This window comes from Aminobacter ciceronei (genome assembly GCF_014138625.1).
Lineage (GTDB): Bacteria > Pseudomonadota > Alphaproteobacteria > Rhizobiales > Rhizobiaceae > Aminobacter > Aminobacter ciceronei.
Genome location: NZ_JACJHY010000029.1, coordinates 1 through 19,194, shown reverse-complemented (window position 1 = coordinate 19,194; position 19,194 = coordinate 1). Strand labels below are relative to the sequence as shown.

The 19,194-nt window shown below is 63.9% G+C and carries 16 protein-coding genes; 8 read left to right on the top strand and 8 right to left on the bottom strand.

The annotated features are described in order from the left end of the window. Positions 1–157: 157 nt before the first annotated feature. Together HNQ95_RS24955 and HNQ95_RS24950 are read left to right on the top strand one after the other, a co-directional pair. Entirely contained in the window at positions 158–832 is a 675-nt protein-coding gene (locus tag HNQ95_RS24955) for a response regulator transcription factor (RefSeq protein WP_067965571.1), read from the top strand. Further along, positions 829–2,211 carry a sensor histidine kinase gene (locus tag HNQ95_RS24950; protein WP_154386878.1) on the top strand — a complete coding sequence of 461 codons (1,383 nt, stop codon included), beginning with the start codon at positions 829–831 and terminating at the stop codon, positions 2,209–2,211. Before HNQ95_RS24955 ends, HNQ95_RS24950 begins: the two co-directional genes overlap by 4 nt. A gap of 8 nt (positions 2,212–2,219) precedes the next feature. On the opposite strand, the gene HNQ95_RS24945 is transcribed toward HNQ95_RS24950, so the two are convergent. Then, positions 2,220–2,984, bottom strand: coding sequence for a DeoR/GlpR family DNA-binding transcription regulator (locus tag HNQ95_RS24945; RefSeq protein WP_154386877.1), 765 nt, complete (start codon positions 2,982–2,984; stop codon positions 2,220–2,222). A 249-nt stretch (positions 2,985–3,233) separates the two neighbouring features. On the opposite strand from HNQ95_RS24945, the gene HNQ95_RS24940 reads away from it, so the two are divergent. The 6 genes from HNQ95_RS24940 (at position 3,234) to HNQ95_RS24915 (ending at position 11,304) form a co-directional block, all read left to right on the top strand. Then, the gene (locus HNQ95_RS24940; RefSeq protein WP_067965577.1) at positions 3,234–4,199 is read left to right on the top strand and encodes an ABC transporter substrate-binding protein; all 966 of its coding nucleotides are present in this window, start codon (positions 3,234–3,236) and stop codon (positions 4,197–4,199) included. 98 nt (positions 4,200–4,297) lie between these two features. Beyond that, positions 4,298–5,320 carry a quaternary amine ABC transporter ATP-binding protein gene (locus HNQ95_RS24935; protein ID WP_067965579.1) on the top strand — a complete coding sequence of 341 codons (1,023 nt, stop codon included), beginning with the start codon at positions 4,298–4,300 and terminating at the stop codon, positions 5,318–5,320. Continuing rightward, positions 5,317–7,338, top strand: a complete 2,022-nt coding sequence (locus tag HNQ95_RS24930; protein WP_246340966.1) for an ABC transporter permease — start codon at positions 5,317–5,319, stop codon at positions 7,336–7,338. Before HNQ95_RS24935 ends, HNQ95_RS24930 begins: the two co-directional genes overlap by 4 nt. 13 nt (positions 7,339–7,351) lie before the next feature. Continuing rightward, positions 7,352–8,233 (top strand): phosphotransferase family protein, encoded by an 882-nt coding sequence (locus HNQ95_RS24925; protein WP_154386930.1) that lies wholly within the window; start codon positions 7,352–7,354, stop codon positions 8,231–8,233. Positions 8,234–8,235: 2 nt separating this feature from the next. Then, positions 8,236–10,677 (top strand): GcvT family protein, encoded by a 2,442-nt coding sequence (locus HNQ95_RS24920; protein ID WP_154386876.1) that lies wholly within the window; start codon positions 8,236–8,238, stop codon positions 10,675–10,677. Between the two features lie 144 nt (positions 10,678–10,821). After that, complete coding sequence (locus HNQ95_RS24915; protein WP_246340965.1) at positions 10,822–11,304, top strand: CAP domain-containing protein; 483 nt, start codon at positions 10,822–10,824, stop codon at positions 11,302–11,304. 136 nt (positions 11,305–11,440) lie between these two features. On the opposite strand, the gene HNQ95_RS24910 is transcribed toward HNQ95_RS24915, so the two are convergent. The 7 genes from HNQ95_RS24910 to HNQ95_RS24880 all read right to left on the bottom strand — a co-directional run bounded on the left by HNQ95_RS24910 (position 11,441) and on the right by HNQ95_RS24880 (position 19,133). Continuing rightward, entirely contained in the window at positions 11,441–12,361 is a 921-nt protein-coding gene (locus HNQ95_RS24910) for a DMT family transporter (RefSeq protein WP_067965584.1), read from the bottom strand. A gap of 113 nt (positions 12,362–12,474) precedes the next feature. Further along, complete coding sequence (locus HNQ95_RS24905) at positions 12,475–12,732, bottom strand: hypothetical protein (RefSeq protein WP_067965586.1); 258 nt, start codon at positions 12,730–12,732, stop codon at positions 12,475–12,477. 81 nt (positions 12,733–12,813) lie between these two features. Next, a complete protein-coding gene (locus tag HNQ95_RS24900) occupies positions 12,814–14,106 on the bottom strand; it encodes an amidohydrolase family protein (protein ID WP_154386875.1) in 1,293 nt (430 codons plus the stop codon). Continuing rightward, positions 14,103–15,044, bottom strand: a complete 942-nt coding sequence (locus HNQ95_RS24895; RefSeq protein ID WP_154386874.1) for an ABC transporter permease — start codon at positions 15,042–15,044, stop codon at positions 14,103–14,105. The genes HNQ95_RS24900 and HNQ95_RS24895 overlap by 4 nt, the downstream gene beginning before the upstream one ends. Before the next feature lie 250 nt (positions 15,045–15,294). Continuing rightward, positions 15,295–16,344, bottom strand: coding sequence for an ABC transporter permease (locus HNQ95_RS24890; RefSeq protein ID WP_067965592.1), 1,050 nt, complete (start codon positions 16,342–16,344; stop codon positions 15,295–15,297). Between the two features lie 102 nt (positions 16,345–16,446). Further along, positions 16,447–17,973 (bottom strand): ABC transporter ATP-binding protein, encoded by a 1,527-nt coding sequence (locus HNQ95_RS24885; protein ID WP_182575536.1) that lies wholly within the window; start codon positions 17,971–17,973, stop codon positions 16,447–16,449. A gap of 161 nt (positions 17,974–18,134) precedes the next feature. Continuing rightward, positions 18,135–19,133, bottom strand: a complete 999-nt coding sequence (locus tag HNQ95_RS24880; RefSeq protein ID WP_312870992.1) for a BMP family protein — start codon at positions 19,131–19,133, stop codon at positions 18,135–18,137. Positions 19,134–19,194 lie beyond the last annotated feature (61 nt).

The following is a 19,194-nucleotide window of genomic DNA, read 5'->3' as shown; positions in this document are numbered from 1 at the left end:
AAAGCTGTTTGAGGCCGCTGGATTACACATGCATTGCGACAAAGCCTGAGAACCGGGCATTTCGACGGCTGCATTCGGTCGTGACCTTTATTGCGCAATGCTTCTGCAATGTTGAGGGAATAGCCGGGCGGCACCGAGGGGCCCTTCGAGGACTGAAATGCGCATACTGCTTGTGGAAGACGAGCCAGAACTGGCTTCGGCTTTGAAGACGGCGTTGCGGCGATACGACATGGTGGTGGATCACGCCGCATCGCTGCTGGAGGCCGGCGACTTTGCCGCCAGCGAGAACTACGACGCGATCCTGCTTGACCGGCAGTTGCCCGACGGCGACGGCCTGACGCTGGTGCCGAAGATCCGCGCGCGCGGCAACGCAACACCGGTGCTGGTGCTGACGGCACGCAGCGACACCTCCGACAAGGTCGACGGGCTCGACATGGGCGCCGACGACTATCTGGCCAAGCCCTTCGCCTTCGAGGAGCTGCTGGCGCGGTTGCGCGCGCTGTTGCGCCGGCCGGCCAATGTGCAGACGCAGGTCATCCGTGCCGGCGACCTGTCCTTCGATCTGGGCCATCGCGAGGTCATGGTCCGCGGCGAGCCGCTGACGCTGCCGCGCCGTGAGCTGCTGGTGCTGGAAGCGCTGTTGCGTCGGACGGGCCGCATGGTGCAGCGTTCGTCGCTGATGGAAGCGGTGTTCGGCCTCGACGACGAGATCCAATCCAATGCGCTCGACACCCATGTGTCGCGGCTCCGGCGCAAGCTGGCCGAAGCCGACGGCAAGGTCGAGATCAATGGCGTCCGTGGCGTCGGCTATCTCCTGCGCGAGATTTCATGAGACTGGCGCGCCTGCTTTTCTATACCCAGCGCTTCTTCCGGCCGCGCTCGCTGAAGTGGCAGTTGGTGTGGCGCCTAGTGGTGTTGCAGGTCGTTCTGCTGACGCTGATGATCGTCATCCTGCTCGCCGGGCTGACCATCGCCGGCGTGATCCCGGACAATTATGAGGGTCGCGCTATCGACGTGTTGCGCAAGACCGTGCGCAAGGACGACGCCGGCAAGCTGACGCTCAAGGAAGGACCACTGCTCGCCGGATTGCGCGCTGAGGTGCCAAACCTCTGGTTCATCGTGCGAGACACGGAAGGCAACAAGATCTCCGAAGGCGAGGTGCCCCGCCTGCTGATCGACATTCCTTCTTCGCTAGACTACATCAACGACGCGACTTTCGTGAAGCAGTTTGGCGGCACGCAGACGTCGGCGACCGTCCAATGGGCGGATACCGCGGCTGGCCGCGTGCAGATCTTCACTGGCGCGCAGGGTGAGTTTCACTACATGGCTCTGGTGTCGATAACCCCGGAGCTGTTCACCGACATCATTCTGCCCGTCGGCGGCGTCATGGGCCTGGCGACCTTGATCGTCATTCCCCTCGTCGTGCGCAATGCCTTCAAGGGTATGCGGCGCGCTGCCACTCTCGCCGAGAAGATCGACGTCGAAGAACGCGGCGTCCGCCTGCCAATCGAGGCAATCCCAACCGAAATCGCGCCGCTGGTGAAGGCTGTCAACGGGGCGCTCGACCGTCTCGACAAGGGCTACGAGCGGCACAAACGCTTCCTGATCGATGCCGCACATGAGCTGCGGACGCCGGTCGCCATCCTCAACACGCGCATCACCTCGCTGCCGGCGACGCCCGAACGGGCGCGGCTGCTGCAGGACACGGCGCGGCTGTCGACGCTGACGGACCAGCTTCTCGACATCCAGCGGCTCGGCCGGCAGACGCAGCAATTCACCCGCTTCGACCTGGTGGCGGTGGCCCGTGGGGTCGTCGTCGACCTGGCGCCGATGGCCTTTGCCGCCGGCTACGAGATGTCGTTCGAACCGGCACGCGGCGAGCTGTTTGCCAATGGCGACCGCACCGCCGTCGAGCGCGCCATCACCAATCTCGTCCAGAATGCCATCGAGCACGGCGGCAATGCCGGCAGGATCACCATCGGCGTCAACAGCCCGGCCACGATCGAGGTTTCGGACGAGGGCGACGGCGTGCCGGCGGCGGAACGGGAGAAGATCTTCGAGCCGTTCTATCGCCTGCGCCCGCGCGGCCATGGCGCCGGTCTCGGACTTAACCTCGTACACGAGATCATGCAGATCCATGGCGGCCGCATCGAGCTCGCCGGCAGCGACAGGAAAGGCGCCTGCTTCAGGCTGGTCTTCGCGCAGGCCTGAGGTCTGGTTCAACGCCCCGCGATGGTGAGCTGTGCCCCGGCGTCGGCCAGGGCTTGGGCAAGGTCGTCGGATGGCTGCTTGTCGGTGACGAGCTCGGTAAAGCCGTGGAAGCCGCATACCTGGACCAGGCCCTTGCGGCCGAACTTGCTGTGGTCGGTGACGACAACCGAACGCTGGCCGCGCGCCAGCACGACGCGGGCGAACTCAGCCTCCTCGAGATTGTAGTCCATGACGCCGTTTTCGGCATCGACAGCACCGGCCGAGATCACCGCATGGGTGACGGCGAAGCGGCTGACGAACTCGATCGCCGAGATGCCGAAGGCCGCACCACTGTCGCTGCGCAACTCGCCGCCGGCCATGTAGACCTTGTTGCCGTTCACCGTCGCCAGCGTACGGGCGATGTCGGAGGAGTTGGTCACCACCGTCAGGCGGCGATGGCCGAGAAGCTCGCGCGCCAGGTAGCTTGTCGTCGTGCCAGTATCGAGCATGACCGACTCGCCGTCATGGATGGTGGTGGCGACAGTCCTGGCGATGGCACGCTTGGCGTCGGCATTGTCGCGCATGCGCCGCTCGAAAGGCGCTTCGCCGACGACCGAAGGAAGGCCGATGGCCCCGTGCATCTTGAGGATCGAGCCACCGTCGGCGAGCGGCTTGACGTCGCGGCGCACGGTTTCCAGCGAGACGCCAAGCTTGTCGGCGAGCTCTGCGATGGTGATCGTACCCTCATCCTCGAGCAGGCGCAGGATTTCGCTGTGGCGCTTGGAGTGATTCATCTTGCAGACCTGTTAGGAGACGTACAATGGTTTGACTTGTTTCGTGGTATGATGGCCGTTCCTTGACCAAAATTCCACATTCATCGGTCAAAAAAACACATAAAACCTCAAACACTCGTTGACAACGTGCATTACGCTGCGTGACACTCATGCAGTGACCTGGCAGGAGCCGCCGTCGCCAATGCCGTGCGGGCCTTCGGGTATACCAAGAAGAAACAACATCTTCAGAGGGTGATCAGGAGGCACGACATGTTCGCGCGCAACAAGGTTTTGCAGTCCGCAGCGATAGCACTGACGCTGTCTGCTGCGTTTGCCATGGCACCGGCCACGGCACAGGAATCCGCTGACCCGATCAAGCTGACACTACACGACTGGACCGGTCAGTTGATCACCACCGAGATCATGGGCGAAGTGCTGAAGAAGGCCGGATACAACATTGAATATGTCCAGGCCGACTATCTCGCTCAGTTTGCCGGGCTTGAAGCCGGCGACCTGCATGTGGCGATGGAGATGTGGGAAACCACCGGACGCGACGCCATGGACGCGGCGACGGCAACCGGCAAGGTCGAGAACATCGGCCCGACCGGCATGAAGGCCAAGGAAGAATGGTGGTTCCCCGAATACATGAAGGAGAAGTGCCCGGGCCTTCCCAATTGGGAGGCACTGAAGGAAGCGTCGTGCGCCGAGGCATTCTCCACCGCTGAAACCGCCCCAAAGGGGCGCTACCTCGGCGGCCCCGTCACCTGGGGCGGCTTCGACGATGAGCGTGTGCAGGCGCTCGACCTGCCCTTCGAAGTGATCCATGCCGGCACCGACGCCGCACTGTTTGCCGAACTCGAAAGCGCCTATCAGCGGCAGGCGCCGATCATGCTGTGGATCTACGCACCGCACTGGGCGCCGGCCAAGTACAAGGGCGAATGGGTCGAATTCCCAGCCTATACCAAGGAATGCTACGAGGACCCGAAATGGGGCTCGAATGCCGCAGCCCAATATGATTGCGGCAAGCCTTTCGGCGAAATCTGGAAAGTCGGCTGGTCAGGCGTCAAGGACAAATGGCCTGGCGCCTATGCCGCGATCAAGGCGTTCACGATCGACAATGACGAGATGGGCGCGATGATCACAAAGGTCGACCTCGACGGAAAGAGCGTCAGCGACGTGGTCGCGGAGTGGATGGGCGCTAACGAAGCCCGCTGGTCCGGCTGGATCAAGAAATAGACCGCATTCCCGCCACGGGGCGGAACGAATGACGCGCGTCATCCCTTCGGCCCCATGGCCGAAGGGCAGATTTCCCGCAAGCATTGTCAGCCGGGTCGATGAACGATAGCCAACCTAAACTCGTCTGCCGCAATGTCTGGAAGCTGTTCGGCTCCGGCGCGCGCGATTTCCTGCGAGCGAGAGAGCCGGCATCGGTCACCGGCGACGATCTTGTGAAAGCAGGCCTCGTCGGCGCGGTACGCAACGTCAATCTCGAGGTCCGTGACGGCGAGATCTTCGTCATCATGGGGCTGTCGGGCTCTGGCAAGTCGACCCTGGTGCGCTGTCTGTCGCGCCTGGTCGAGCCGACCTCAGGCGAAATCCTGTTCAACGGCGAAAACCTGCTCGCCGCCGACGAAGCCCGGATGATCGAAATCCGCCGCCACCAGATGGGCATGGTGTTCCAGCAATTCGCTTTGCTGCCCCATTTGACAGTGCTTGCGAATGTGGCCTTTCCGCTAGAGGTTCAGGGCGTCAAGCGGCAGAAACGGGAGCAACTGGCGCGCCGCATGGTCGAACTTGTCGGCCTGTCTGGCAAGGAAGGTGTCTTCCCGCGCGAACTCTCCGGCGGCCAGCAGCAGCGAGTCGGCATTGCCAGGTCGCTGGCGGTGGAACCGGAGCTTTGGTTCCTCGATGAGCCCTTCTCGGCGCTCGACCCGCTCATTCGGCGCGAAATGCAGGACGAATTCATTCGCCTGCAATCGGTACTGAACAAGACAATCGTTTTCATCACCCACGATTTCGACGAGGCGATCAGGCTGGCCGACCGCATCGCCATCATGAAGGATGGAGCCGTCGTGCAGATCGGCACGCCCGAGGACATCGTGCTTGCCCCGGCCACCGATTATGTCGCCGAGTTCACCCGCAACGTCCCGAAAGCCAAGGTGATCAAGGCGCAATCGATCATGAAACCGGTACAGGGCGCGCAGCCGAAAACATCTGTGCCGGCGCGGGCCACCGTGTCGGAAGCCGTCGCACTTTTCGACGGTTCCAACGAGTGCGTCGGTGTCATCGACGAAGCAGGCAACATGTTGGGCCAACTGCTTCGAACCGACGTCGTCGACGTGCTGATGCGGGGATGACGATGACCGCCCCGGCCAACTCCAGCGTCGAAGCTGCTGCCGGTCCAATTGGCTTGCCGCGCGGGCTCATTCCCTGGATCGTCGCTGCCGGCGCCTTCATCGTGCTTTGGCGGTTTGGCGGGGCCTATGACTGGGCCTTCGAATATCCCAGTGCAGCGATCATCCCCGCTGGACGATGGATCGGCGATTTCATGAAATGGCTAGTCAATGAGGCGCATTTCGGACTGTTCAGCTTCAAGGACCTGACCCGGTTCATTGCTGCCCTGATCGACCTGCCTTACCGCTGCGCGCTCAGCCTGCTGGCGACCGGCTTTCTCAAAGGCCAGGGCTCGGGCGCGGTCCAGATTTTGCCACCGCTGTCATGGGTCGCAGTGACCGCGACCATTGGCCTGATCGGTTTTCATGCCGGAGGCCGCAGGCTCGCGACACTGGTGGTCCTGTGCTTTGGCTTCTTGGCAGCCTTCGGCCAATGGCAGAGCGCAATGGCAACGCTCGCCTCGATCCTGGTGGCGGTGCCGATCGGCGTGATTGGCGGGCTGCTGCTTGGCATTGCGGCCTATCGCTGGCACTGGTTCGAACGGGCACTCACCCCAGTGCTCGACCTGATGCAAACCATTCCGGTCTTTGCCTACCTGGTGCCGATCCTGTTCCTGTTCGGTTTCGGGCCGACAGCGGCGGTGGTGGCGACAGTGATCTACGCGATGCCGCCGATGACCCGCATTGCCACGCTCGCGCTGCGCGCGGTGCCTTCCGACACGCTCGACCTTGGCAGGATGATCGGCTGCACGCGCCGGCAGATGACATGGCGTGTGCTTGTGCCATCGGCCAAGGACAGCCTGATGGTCGGCGTCAACCAGGTGATCATGCTGTCGCTAAATATGGTGATCATCGCCTCGATGATCGGCGCCGGAGGCCTCGGCTTCGATGTTCTGGCGGCATTGCGGCGCCTCGACATCGGCGCTGGCCTGGAGGCTGGACTTGCCATCGTCGCACTGGCGATCGCGCTCGACCGTTTGAGCCAGGCGTCTGCCGCGCGCGCCGGCACAATGACGCCGCCCGCCGTGTCGACCAGCCTCCCGGCTCGTCATCCCTACATCGTGGCGGCATTGGTAATGATCGTTCTGGCCGGTGTTGCCGGTCTCGCCATGCCGGCACTGCAAACCTATCCGCCGGCGCTCCAGCTCTCGACCGGCTCGTTCTGGTCGAATGTCGTCGGCTGGATCAACGTGAACTACTTCGATACGCTGGAAGCGGCCAAGAACGCAGTTCTGCTGAACATACTGGTGCCGCTCAAGCGACTGCTGCTCGGACTGCCCTGGGCGGGAGTGACAGCACTCCTGGCCTTCGCCGGCTATCGCCTCGGTGGCCTTCGCCTGGCAATGCTGACCGGCGCGCTTGCCTTCCTGATCGCCGCCACGGGCCAGTGGGAAAAGGCGATGATCACGGTCTATCTGTGCGGAATATCGGTCGTTCTGGCTTGCCTGATCGGCGTTCCCATCGGCATCGCCGCTGCCCAGCGCGACAGGCTGTGGAACTGGGTGCAGGTGATCATCGACACACTGCAGACGCTGCCATCCTTCGTCTACCTGATGCCGGCGGTGATGCTGTTCCGTGTCGGCGACTTCACCGCCATGATTGCGGTGGTGGCATATGCGATCTCTCCGGCAATTCGCTACACAGTGCATGGCCTGCGCAAGGTCGATCCGCGCCTGATCGAAGCCGGCACCGCAATGGGCTGCACGCAATGGCAATTGCTGACCAGGATCAAGATCAAGCTGGCGCTGCCAGAAATCATGTTGGGGCTAAACCAGACCATCATGTTCGCCCTGTCGATGCTTGTCATCACGGCGCTCGTCGGCACCCGGGATCTCGGCCAGGAGGTCTACATCGCCCTGACCAAGGCCGATACTGGACGCGGCCTTGTTGCTGGTCTGGCGGTGGCCTTCATCGCCATCATAGCCGACCGGCTGATCTCGGCCGGGGCCGCTCGGACAAAGGCACGGCTGGGATTGGAGTAAGGGGATGGCTGCGTTGACAACAATGGACCGCATTCGCGCCCTGCCCTTGTGGAACGGGACGCTGACAATTGCGCCACTCAAGGGCGGCATCAGCAACGAGAGCTGGCTGGTCGAAGACGGCAACGGCCGCCATGTCGTCCGCTTCGGCAAGGACTATCCGTTCCATCACGTCTTCCGCGACCGCGAGGCGATGGTGGCGCGTGCGGCCCATGAGGCCGGTTTTGCACCGGAGCTGCGCTATGCCGCGCCTGGCGTCATGGTCAGCGCTTTCCTCGGCGCCAAGACCTATGGCGCCGACGATGTGCGGGCCAATGCCGGACGCATCGCCCACTTGGTCAAGCGCTTCCATGACGAGATGCCGCGGCATGTCTCCGGCGCGGGCTTCATGTTCTGGGCCTTCCACGTCATCCGTGACTATGCCCGCACGCTGGCCGCCGGCAACAGCCGGATGTGTCAGGAACTGCCGCGCTATCTCGACCTGGCCGACAAGCTGGAAAAGGCGCAAGCGCCGCTGCCGATCATTTTCAGCCACAACGACCTGCTGCCGGCCAACTTCCTCGACGACGGCTCGAGGCTTTGGCTCATCGACTTCGAATATGCCGGTTTCTCGACGGCGATGTTCGACCTTGCCGGTACCGCCTCCAATGCCGGCATGACGGCGGAGGAGTCGGACGAGCTTCTGACCGTCTATTTCGGCGGCAGACCCGACCAGGCGATCCGGCGCTCGCACCAGGCCATGCAATGCGCCTCGCTGCTGCGCGAGGCGATGTGGAGCATGGTCTCGGAACTGTACCTCACCGCCCCGGGCAGCGATTACGTCGCCTACACCGCCGAGAACCTCGAAAAATTCAAGGCGGCGCTCGAAACCTACCAGAACCAGTACGGGAAACTGTAGCTATGGCCCTCCCCTCGCACGCGCAGATCGTCGTCATCGGCGGCGGCATCATCGGCTGCTCGACGGCTTATCACCTGGCACGCGACCACAAGGCCGACGTGATCCTGCTCGAACAGGGCAAGTTGACCTCGGGTTCGACCTGGCACGCGGCGGGCCTGGTAGGACAATTGCGCTCGTCGGCGTCGATCACGCGGGTGCTGAAATATTCGGTCGAGCTCTACAAGGGGCTGGAGGCCGAGACCGGGCTTGCCACCGGCTGGAAGATGACCGGTTGCCTCAGGCTTGCCACCAACCAGGACCGCTGGACGGAATACAAGCGGCTGGCAACGACCGCCAAGAGCTTCGGCATGGACATGCAGCTGGTGTCGCCGGAAGAGGTCAAGCGCATGTGGCCGATGATGGACACCTCGGACCTGGTAGGTGCGTCATGGCTGCCGACCGACGGCCAGGCGAGCCCCTCCGACATCACCCAGTCGCTGGCCAAGGGCGCGCGCATGCATGGCGCCAGACTGTTCGAAAACGTGCGCGTCACCGGCTTCGAGATGAAGGACGGTCGCATCCTCAAGGTGAAGACCGACCAAGGCGACGTTGCCTGCGACAAGGTGGTGAACTGCGCTGGCCAATGGGCGCGGCAGGTCGGTGCGATGGCCGGCATCAACGTGCCTCTGCAGCCCGTCAAGCACCAATACATCATCACCGAGAAGCTGCCCGGCCTCGCCACCGACGCGCCGACGCTGCGCGACCCCGACCGTCGCACCTATTTCAAGGAGGAGGTCGGCGGGCTTGTCATGGGCGGCTACGAACCCAACCCGCAAGGCTGGACCACTGGTGACGTGCCCAACGATTGGGAATTCCGCCTGTTCGATGACGATTTCGATCATTTCGAACAGCACATGATGCAGGCGATCGAGCGTGTGCCCGGACTGGCCGATGTCGGCGTCAAGCAGATGATCAATGGCCCGGAAAGCTTCACGCCCGACGGCAATTTCATCCTCGGCGTGGCGCCTGAATGCTCGAACATGTTCGTCGGCGCCGGCTTCAACGCCTTCGGCATCGCCTCGGGCGGCGGTGCGGGCTGGGTGCTGGCGCAATGGGTGGTCGACGGCGAGGCGCCGCTCGACCTCTGGGTGGTCGACATCAGCCGCTTCTCGGGCCTGCACCGCGACCGGCAATGGGTGTCGGACCGCACGCTCGAGGCCTATGGCAAGCACTACACGATCGGCTATCCGCACGAGGAATATGCGAGCGGGCGGCCCTACATCGTCTCGCCGCTCTACGAGCGGCTGAAGAGGCACCGCGCCGTGTTCGGCTCCAAGCTCGGCTGGGAGCGGCCCAACTGGTTCGCCCCGGAAGGCGTAGAGCCAAAGGACGTCTACGCCATGGGGCGGCAGAACTGGTTCGCGACGGTCGGCGACGAACACCGGCATGTGCGCGAGGCGGTGGGCGTGTTCGACCAGTCGTCTTTCGCCAAATACGAGATGACGGGCAAGGACGCGCAGAAAGCGCTCGACTTCATCTGCGCCAATGACGTGTCGAAGGCCGTGGGACGCCTGACCTACACGCAGCTCTTGAACACGCGTGGCGGCATCGAGGCGGATCTCACCGTTGCCCGGCTGGCCGACGACAAATTCTACATCGTCACCGGCACCGGCTTCCGCACCCACGATCTCGCCTGGATCAGCGACCACATCCCGTCTGGATACGACGCGAAAGTGGTCGATGTGACCGAGCAGTTCGGCACGTTGTCATTGATGGGGCCGAATGCACGGAGTGTGCTCGAAACGGTCACTGCTGCCGACGTCTCCAACGCGGCCTTCCCCTTCGGCCATGTCAGAGAGGTCGCCATCGCCGGTGCCGCCGTGCGGGCGCTGCGCGTGACCTATGTCGGTGAGCTCGGCTGGGAGCTGCATGTGCCGATCGGCGCCACCGGTGAGGTATTCGACGCGCTGATGGCGGCGGGCAAGCCTCACGGCATCCGCCCTGTCGGCTACCGCGCGCTGGAATCGCTGCGCCTGGAAAAGGGCTATCGCGCCTGGGGTTCCGACATCACCCCCAACGACACACCACTCGAGGCCGGGCTCGGCTGGGCGGTGAAGCTCAGGAAAGACACCGACTTCCTCGGTCGCAAGGCGCTGGAGAAGCTCGGCGACGCGGCGCTGACCAAGCGGCTTGCCTGCTTTACCGTCGACGACAAGGACGTCGTGCTTCTGGGACGTGAGACGATCCTGCGCGACGGCCAGCCGGTCGGCTACCTCACCAGTGGCGGCTATGGCTACACGGTCGGCAAGAACATCGGCTTCGGCTATGTCAGAAATACCGGCGGCGTCGACGACGCCTTCCTTGCAGGTGGCAGCTACGAGCTTGTCGTTGCCATGGAGCGCGTGCCAGCGAAGATCCATATGGAGCCGCTGTTCGATCCGGTAGCGGCAAGGGTGAAGGCGTAGCTGCGACCGGCAAAGCCAGAATCGATCCTCGGAAAAGGTGGTGCGCGGTCCCAAGGTCCCGCCCACCCCGAGGCGCCATGCTCGCCAAAAAGCCATGATCAGCCTTATCAACGGTCGCCAATGACGACAGACAAGGAAAAAACCATGGCGCGACTGACAGGCACGGTGATGCGGGCGACCGCTCTTGGGTCGTTGCTGTTCCTGGCCGCCTGCCAGACCGGGTCCAACATCGCCGGCGACGGATCCGGTGCGTCGTCGACCGGCGTCACCTACCTGCAGACCATCCGCTCCGAGCATGGCCTGCCGCCGCTGAGCCCTGACTCGACGCTTGAGCGCGCCGCCCTGCAGCAAGCCGCCTACATGGCGCGCAGCGGCAAGATGGAGCACACCACCGGCTGGGGCAAGGATTTCGCGGCGCGCATGAAGGATGGCGGCGTCGAGGGCGCCGCGGCCGAAAACATCGCCCATGGCGGCATGGAGCCGGCCAAGCTGTTCTCGATGTGGATGAACTCGGCGGGCCACCGCCGCAACATGCTCGACCCGCGCTTCGGCAAATTCGGCCTCGCCTATGTGCGCGAGAGCAAAGGCAGCGACAAGCGCTATTGGGCGCTGGTGCTGGGGCGCTAGGGTCCATCCCCCTCTCCACAAGGGGGAGGTATCCGAACATCTTGCCGCCGATGACACCTCATTGCCGAGAGCAGGCCGACGTCCCCCCGCTTCTGGGGAGAGGCTAAACCCGCTATTGGTGAAGGAGCTAAACTCGTCAGTGCACGCTGGTCGGCACCGTCTCGGGTTCGGCCTTGTCCACCACCTTCTGGCGATGGAAGATGAACAGGCCGGCGATGACGATGATCGCCGAGCCGATCAGGATTTGCGCATCCGGATAGTCGCCGAAGAAGGCGATGCCCATGACCACGGCCCAGATCAGCAGTGTGTATTGCAGCGGCGCAAGCAGCGAGGCGGGCGCGAGCTTGAGGGCGCGGGTGATCAAAAGATGTGCCGCGCAGGCGACGACACCGAGCAACAGCATGGCCGACCAGTCGATGGCGCTTGCCGGCTGCCAGTCGGAGGCGGCAAGGACGCCGCCCATGATCAGCGCGCCTACCGTCTGCCAGGTCACCAGCGTCGTATCGTTGGTAGCGCGCAGCTTGCGGCTGAGGATCAGGCTGATGGCAAAGGACATGCTGCCGACGACGGCAAACAGCGACGGCCAGGACAGCGACGCCGTCGACGGGCGGAGCGCGATGACCACGCCGCAGAAGCCAAGCACGATGGCCAGCCAGCGGCGCCAGCCGACCTTTTCGCCGAGGAAGAAGTGCGACAGCGCGGCGATGTAGATCGGGCCGGCCATGTAGAAGGTCATCACGTCGGCCAGCGGCAGATAAGCGACGGCGGCGTAGAAGAAGGCGGTGTCGGCGGTGGCGAGCACGACACGCAACACCTGCAGGCCGGGGCGCTCGACATTGGTCAGCGGACCGAGCCCCTGCCTGTAGATCATTGGGCCAAGAATGATGAAGGCGCCGATCGAGCGGATGAACAGCACCTGTCCGACCGAAAAGCTCTCGACCAGCCATTTGCCCATCGCGTCGTTGAGCGCGAACATGAAGTCGCCCAGCAACATGAGGAGGATGCCCGAAAGAACCATGTTGTTCTTCGGGAGGGCCAGGGCTTGTCGAAACGTCATGGTGCCAATCCGCCGGGCGACGGGCCCGGATTGAGGCTATCTATGCGCTTGAAAGAGTAATGGCGAGGGCAATCTGGCCTGGACCATGCGTTGCCCTGTCGCAGTACCAGCCGTTACGGCTTCGGTGCGACGACGATCGGGCGATAGACCACGACAGGCCGGTTCCAGTCGTCGAACGACGACTTGCTCTGGCGGAACTCGGCGCGGCGATCGAGCTCGATGCGCTGCAGGCACTCGGCGAAGGCGTCGTTGCGCTTGGTGAAGCCGTAGGAGCGGCACTTGTCTTCGTCGCGGGCGCGCTGTTCTTCCGCCGACACGCAGCCGGCAAGCAAAGCCGTCACGAACACCAGCAAAACTGACCTCGACAACATGACCTTCTCCTTCCGCAACCGCGAGAATCTTGAGTTCTGTTGTAGACTTTTTTGTGACTTCTGGCCACGCGCTACGCCAGGTCAATTCGCCTGCGGCGGCACCACATGGCGGCGGTTGATGCTAGTCGGACGGCCCTTGATCGACAGCGCGGTGTCGCGCTTCGGACGTTCCGCCACGACCTTGCCCTTGGCAATCACGCAGAGGCGTTCGGCGCGCAAGCGCACAGCCTCGATCGGGTTGCCGGCGTCGAGCACGACGAGGCTTGCGGTCTTGCCGACTTCGAGCCCGAAATGGTCGAGCCCCATGATCTCGGCATTGACCTTGGTCACCATGTCGAAGCAGCGGCGCATGTCGGCAGGCGAAGACATCTGGGCGACGTGCAGGCCCATGAAGGCGACGTCGAGCATGTCGGCGGTGCCGAGCGAATACCACGGGTCGAGCACGCAGTCCTGGCCCCAGCCGACGCGGATGCCTGCCTTCAGCATTTCCGGCACGCGGGTCATGCCGCGGCGCTTGGGATAGGTGTCGTGGCGCCCCTGCAGCATGATGTTGATGAGCGGGTTGGGGATCGCCGACACGCCGGCTTCCGCAATCAGCGGCAACAGCTTCGAGACGTAATAATTGTCCATCGAGTGCATCGAGGTCAGGTGCGAGCCGGCCACCCTGCCCTGCAGGCCGAGACGCTGGGTCTCATAGGCCAGTTGCTCGATGTGGCGCGACAGCGGGTCGTCTGTTTCATCGCAATGCAGGTCGACCATCAGGCCGCGCGCTGCCGCGATCTCGCACAGTTCGGTCACCGAGCGCGTGCCGTCGGCCATCGTGCGCTCGAAATGCGGAATGCCGCCGACGACATCGACGCCCATGTCCAAGGCGCGAATGGTGTTGGCGCGCGCCGAGGGCGAGCGATAGAGACCGTCCTGCGGGAAGGCGACGAGCTGAAGGTCGATATAAGGCGCAATCTGCTTCTTGACCTCGAGCAGGGCCTCGACGGCAAGCAGGCGGTCGTCGCAGGTGTCGACATGGGTGCGAATGGCGAGCAGGCCCATCGACACGGCCCAATCGCAATAGGCGAGCGCGCGCTCCTTGACCGCCTCATGCGTCAGCAGCGGCTTGAGTTCGCCCCAGAGCGATATGCCTTCGAGCAACGTGCCTGAGGCGTTGATGCGCGGCAAGCCATAGGACAGCGTCGCGTCCATGTGGAAATGCGGGTCGACGAAGGGCTGTGAGACGAGGTTGCCGGAGGCGTCGACGACGTTCTTGGCCGCTGCTTCGATTTTCGGCTCGATGGCAGCGATCCTGTCGCCCTTGATGCCAATATCGGCGACGGTTCCATCGGGCAGCGTACCGCCCTTGACGATCAGGTCGAAGCTCATCTCTCGCCTTTCTGATAGGGGATCATCAGCGCTTTCGGATAGGTAGCGCGGCGCGCCACGAGGATCAGGGCCAGGATCGACAGCGCATAGGGCATCATCAGGAACAGCTGGTAAGGCACGACGCCGCCCGACATCTGCTGCAGGCGCACCTGATAGGCGTCGAAGGCGGCAAACAGGATGGCGCCGATTAGCGCCTTGCCCGGCCGCCACGAGCCGAACACCACGAGCGCGATGCAGATCCAGCCACGGCCGTTGATCATCTCGAAGAAGAACGAGTTGAACGCCGACATTGTGAGGAAGGCGCCGCCGACGGCCATCAGCGCGCTGCCGACCACCACCGCGCCCATGCGGATGCCGGTGACCGAGATGCCCTGTGCTTCCACGGCCGCCGGGTTTTCGCCGGCGGCGCGGACGGCAAGGCCGACGGGTGTTCGGTAGAGCACCCAGGCAACGACGGCGACGGTGAGGAAGGCGAAATAGGTCAGCGGCGTCTGCGAAAACAGCGCTTCGCCGACGATGGGGATCTTGGACAGACCAGGGATCGGCAATGGCTGGAATGGCTCGATCTTGGGCGGCGAGGTTACCTCAGGCAGCGCCAGGCGATAGGTGAAATAGGTCAGGCTGGTGGCGAGCAGCGTGACACCGATGCCGACGACATGCTGCGACAGGCCGAGCGGCACGGTCAGCGTCGCATGCAACAAGCCGAACATTGCCCCTGCCAGGGCCGCTACAAGCACGCCGGTCCACAGGTCGCCGCCGGCATAGACGGTGAACCAGCCGGCGAAGGCGCCGGCGGTCATGATGCCTTCGATGCCGAGATTGAGCACGCCGGCGCGCTCGCAGATCAGCTCGCCCATGGTGGCGAAGATCAGCGGCGAAGCAATGCGGATGGCGGCGACCCAGAAGGAAGCGGTAAAGAGGATTTCAAATGCGTCCATCAGAGGGCACTCCGCCTCGATACCAAACAACGCTGGCGCTCGACGTTGCCCCCCTCTGGCCTGCCGGCCATCTCCCCCACAAGGGGGGAGATCAGGACTTCGCCAGCGCCTCGCACAATCGTTCGCTTAGGAACTCCGTGTCGGCCAAAGCATCCCGGGAAACAACAGGAACTGGTGTGGCGTCGATGCGACTGATCTCCCCCCTTGTGAAGGAGATGGCCGGCAGGCCAGGCGCGAAGGATCTCAGCCATCACCTCCACCTCACCCTGAACCGCGTCAGCAGGATCGCTACCACCATCGTCAAGAGCGACGTGGCGACCATGACGTCGGCGATGTAGCTCGGCACCTTGGCAACACGGCTCATGGCATCGGCGCCGACGAAGATGCCGGCGACAAAGATGGCCGAGGCAATCACGCCGAGCGGGTTCAGCATTGCCAGCATGGCAACGACGATGCCCGAGTAGCCGTAGCCCGGCGACAGGTCGAGCGTCAGGTTGCCCTTGAGGCCCGAGACCTCGGAGAAGCCGGCGAGCGCCGCGAGGCCGCCCGACAGGAGTGCCGTCTTCATCAGCACGAGATTGACGGGAATGCCGACGAAGCGCGCGCCTTCGGGGTTGTGGCCGACGGCGCGCATCTCGTAGCCGAGCACGGTCTTCTTCATGATGACCCAGACGACAATGGCCGAGACGATGGCGATGACGAAGCCATAATGCAGGCGCTTGCCCTGGATGATGCGCGGCAGTTGCGCCTCGGCGATGACCTTCTGCGACTGCGGCCAGCCCAGCCCCATCGGGTCCTTGAGCACGCCTTCGAGCAGCATCGACACGAACAGCAGCACGATGAAGTTGAGCAGCAGCGTAGTCACAACCTCGTCGACGCCGAAGCGGGTCTTCAGCACGGCGGGTCCGAGCAGCAGCAACGCGCCCGCGGCCATGACGGCGACCATGATGATAGGGATGAGAATGGGCGCGGGCAGCGGCAGCGCGCCGGTGCCGAGCACCACGGTGACGATGCCGCCGACATAGAGCTGCGCCTCGGCCCCGATGTTCCAGAGCTTGGCCCGGAAGGCGACGGCAACGGCAAGCCCGGTAAAGATCAGCGGCGTCGCGCGCGTCAGGGTTTCCAGGAGCGCGAACTGCGAACCAGCCGCACCCTTGGCAACGAGGTAGAACACCGACAGCGGCGACGCACCGGCGACGAGCACCAGCAACGACGTGATGAGCAGCGTGGCGGCGATCGCCGCCAGCGGGAACAATAGCGTGACCGCCAGTGATGGCGCGGGTTTGGGCTCAAGCCGCATGGGTCTGCTCCGTGGCCTGAGATGTTTGCGGGACAGCACCCCCCTCTGTCCTGCCAGGACAGAGGGGGGTGGCGTGGAGCACTGACATCTGACCTCGCGCGTTCACGCCGGCTGCTCCCCACCATGGCCCGCCATCAGTTCACCCAGTTCGCGAATCGTCCGTTCCCCGCGCGCCGATGGCGCGGACAACCTCCCCTTGGACATCACGACGATGCGGTCGGAAAGCGCCAGGATTTCCTCCAGGTCCTCCGAGATCAGCAGCACCGCCGCGCCGCGCTCACGCGCGGCGAGCAGCATGCGGTGGACATAAGCGACGGCGCCGACGTCGAGGCCGCGCGTCGGCTGGCTGGCGAGGATGACCGCCGGTTCGGGGTCGAGCGCGCGGCCGAGGATCAGCTTCTGCATGTTGCCGCCCGAAAGCAGGCGGATGCGCGCCTCGGGCGATGGGCATTTGACGTCGTAGTCGGCAATGATCTCCTCGGCGAAGCGGCGCGCCGCCGTCCAGTCAAGGAAGCCCATGCGGCTGAAACGTGAGCTGCCGTAACGCTCGGCGATGACATTTTCGGTAACGCTCATGTCGCCGATCGTGCCGACGGCATGGCGGTCCTCGGGGATGCGGGCGATGCCATGGCCGAGGGCGGCGCGCGGGGACCAGTCGCCAACCGCGTGGCCGGCGATGGAAATCGCGCCGCCGGTCGGGCGCTGGGTGCCTGACATGAGTGCGGCGAGCGCTGCCTGCCCGTTGCCGGAAACACCGGCAAGGCCGGTGATCTCGCCGGCGTTGAGTGTCAGCGACACCTCGTCGAGGCCGGCGCCGTTATGGCGCGCCGTCGAGATGCGGTCGAGTGCCAGCAGGGCCGCACCTGCATGGACCGGACTGACCTCTGCCGGCTTGACCTCTTGGCCGACCATGAGGGCGGCAAGTTCCTTGCGGTCGGTCGATTTCGTCTCCCGTTCGCCGGCGAGCCGGCCGGCGCGTAGCACCAGCACGCGGTCACTGACGGCCATCACCTCATGAAGTTTGTGGGAGATGAAGATGATCGAAAGGCCCTTGGCGACGAGCAGCTTCAGCGTGCGGAACAGTGCGTCGGTCTCGGCCGGCGTCAGCACTGCCGTCGGCTCGTCGAGGATCAGCACATGGGCGTCGCGGTAGAGCGCTTTGAGGATCTCGACGCGCTGGCGCTCCCCCACCGACAGTGTGGCCACGGTGGCCGCAGGATCGACGGTCAGGCCGAAATCAGCGGACAACTGTTCGATGCGACGGCGCGCGGCTGCCCTGTCGAGCCTGGCTCGCCACAGGCCCTGGGTGCCCAGCGCGATATTCTCCAGCACGGTCATGTTGTCGGCGAGGGTGAAATGCTGGTGCACCATCCCGATGCCGGCATCGAGGGCCGCGCGTGGATCGCCCGGCGGCAGCAGCTTGCCGAACGCCTCGACAGTGCCTTCGTCGGCAACATAGTGGCCGAACAGGATGTTCATCAACGTCGTCTTGCCGGCGCCGTTCTCGCCGAGAAGCGCGATCACCTCGCTGCGCTTCAGCTCAAAGGAAATGGCGTCGTTGGCCGTCAGCGGGCCGAAACGCTTGGTGATGCCGGAGAGGCGAAGGACGATGCTGGGCTCATTTGTCATGAAGCGGCGACGGCAGCTGGAGGTCCCTTCTCCCCGCCTGCGGGGAGAAGGTGGCCCGAAGGGCCGGATGATGGGCAGTGCCGAAATCGGAGAGGATACGCTGCCCCTCATCGTCCTGTCGGCATCTTCTCCCTCGTAAACGGGGGAGAAGAACGCTGTCATCAGCTCGACTTCGGCTCGGCGTCGTTGATCTCGACAGTGAACGAGCCGTCCTTGATCGCCTTTTCTTTCTCGGCGACCTTGGCCTTGATCTCGTCAGGCACCTTGCCCTCGAAGGTGCCAAGTGGCGCAAGCGACGAGCCGCCGTTCTTCATGAAGGAGTAGACGCCATAGTCGTCGGCCTTGAAGGTGCCGGCTTTCACTTCCGCGATCGCCTTGTCGAGCGTCGGCTCGAAGTGCCAGAGTGCGGAGGCGACCACCGTTTCGGGATAGTCGGCCTGGGTGTCGATGACGTTTCCGATGGCCAGTACTTTCTTTTCCTTGGCGGCGTCAGACACGCCGAAACGCTCGGCGTAGAGCAGGTCGGCGCCGCCATCGATCTGGGCGAAGGCGGTTTCCTTGGCCTTGGGCGGATCGAACCACGAGCCGATGAAGGCGACCTGGAATTTGGTGTCTGGCGCCACTTCCTTCACGCCCGCCATGAAGGCGTTCATCAGGCGGTTGACCTCTGGGATCGGATAGCCGCCGACCATGCCGATGTTTTTCGACTTGGTCATCGCGCCCGCAACGAGGCCGGAGAGATAGGACGCATCCTGGATGTAATTGTCGAACACCGAGAAATTCGGCACGGCGGCATCGGGCTTGAAGCTCGAGCCCATCAGGAAGGCGACGTCGGGGTAGTCCTTGGCGACTGCGCGGGCAGCATCCTCGACACCGAAGACCTCGCCGATGATCAGCTTGTGGCCGGCCTCGCAATATTCGCGCATGACGCGCTCATAGTCGTTGTTGGCGGTGTTTTCCGAATAGACATATTCGATGTCGCCACGATCCTTGGCGGCGTTGGCCGCCTTGTGGATGCGGCTGACCCATTGCTGCTCGACCGGGACGGTGTAGATGGCCGCGACTTTGATCGGGTCGGCGGCGAAAAGCCGGCCGGGCAAGCCCACGGCCGCGACCGCGGCGGAAGTGACCTGCCGCTGAGTTTTTCCTCCATCTGAGATTAGAGTCCGGTCCTTGATCGAAGGACGGACTGATGAAGAGAAAGCGGTTCACGGAAGAGCA

Coding starts and splice junctions, on each gene's coding strand:
- HNQ95_RS24915 (WP_246340965.1), top strand. CDS start 10,822: ATGGCGCGACTGACAGGCACGGTGATGCGGGCGACCGCTCTTGGGTCG.
- HNQ95_RS24950 (WP_154386878.1), top strand. CDS start 829: ATGAGACTGGCGCGCCTGCTTTTCTATACCCAGCGCTTCTTCCGGCCG.
- HNQ95_RS24955 (WP_067965571.1), top strand. CDS start 158: ATGCGCATACTGCTTGTGGAAGACGAGCCAGAACTGGCTTCGGCTTTG.
- HNQ95_RS24895 (WP_154386874.1), bottom strand. CDS start 15,044: ATGGACGCATTTGAAATCCTCTTTACCGCTTCCTTCTGGGTCGCCGCC.
- HNQ95_RS24935 (WP_067965579.1), top strand. CDS start 4,298: ATGAACGATAGCCAACCTAAACTCGTCTGCCGCAATGTCTGGAAGCTG.
- HNQ95_RS24900 (WP_154386875.1), bottom strand. CDS start 14,106: ATGAGCTTCGACCTGATCGTCAAGGGCGGTACGCTGCCCGATGGAACC.
- HNQ95_RS24945 (WP_154386877.1), bottom strand. CDS start 2,984: ATGAATCACTCCAAGCGCCACAGCGAAATCCTGCGCCTGCTCGAGGAT.
- HNQ95_RS24890 (WP_067965592.1), bottom strand. CDS start 16,344: ATGCGGCTTGAGCCCAAACCCGCGCCATCACTGGCGGTCACGCTATTG.
- HNQ95_RS24940 (WP_067965577.1), top strand. CDS start 3,234: ATGTTCGCGCGCAACAAGGTTTTGCAGTCCGCAGCGATAGCACTGACG.
- HNQ95_RS24905 (WP_067965586.1), bottom strand. CDS start 12,732: ATGTTGTCGAGGTCAGTTTTGCTGGTGTTCGTGACGGCTTTGCTTGCC.
- HNQ95_RS24885 (WP_182575536.1), bottom strand. CDS start 17,973: ATGACAAATGAGCCCAGCATCGTCCTTCGCCTCTCCGGCATCACCAAG.
- HNQ95_RS24930 (WP_246340966.1), top strand. CDS start 5,317: ATGACGATGACCGCCCCGGCCAACTCCAGCGTCGAAGCTGCTGCCGGT.
- HNQ95_RS24910 (WP_067965584.1), bottom strand. CDS start 12,361: ATGACGTTTCGACAAGCCCTGGCCCTCCCGAAGAACAACATGGTTCTT.
- HNQ95_RS24920 (WP_154386876.1), top strand. CDS start 8,236: ATGGCCCTCCCCTCGCACGCGCAGATCGTCGTCATCGGCGGCGGCATC.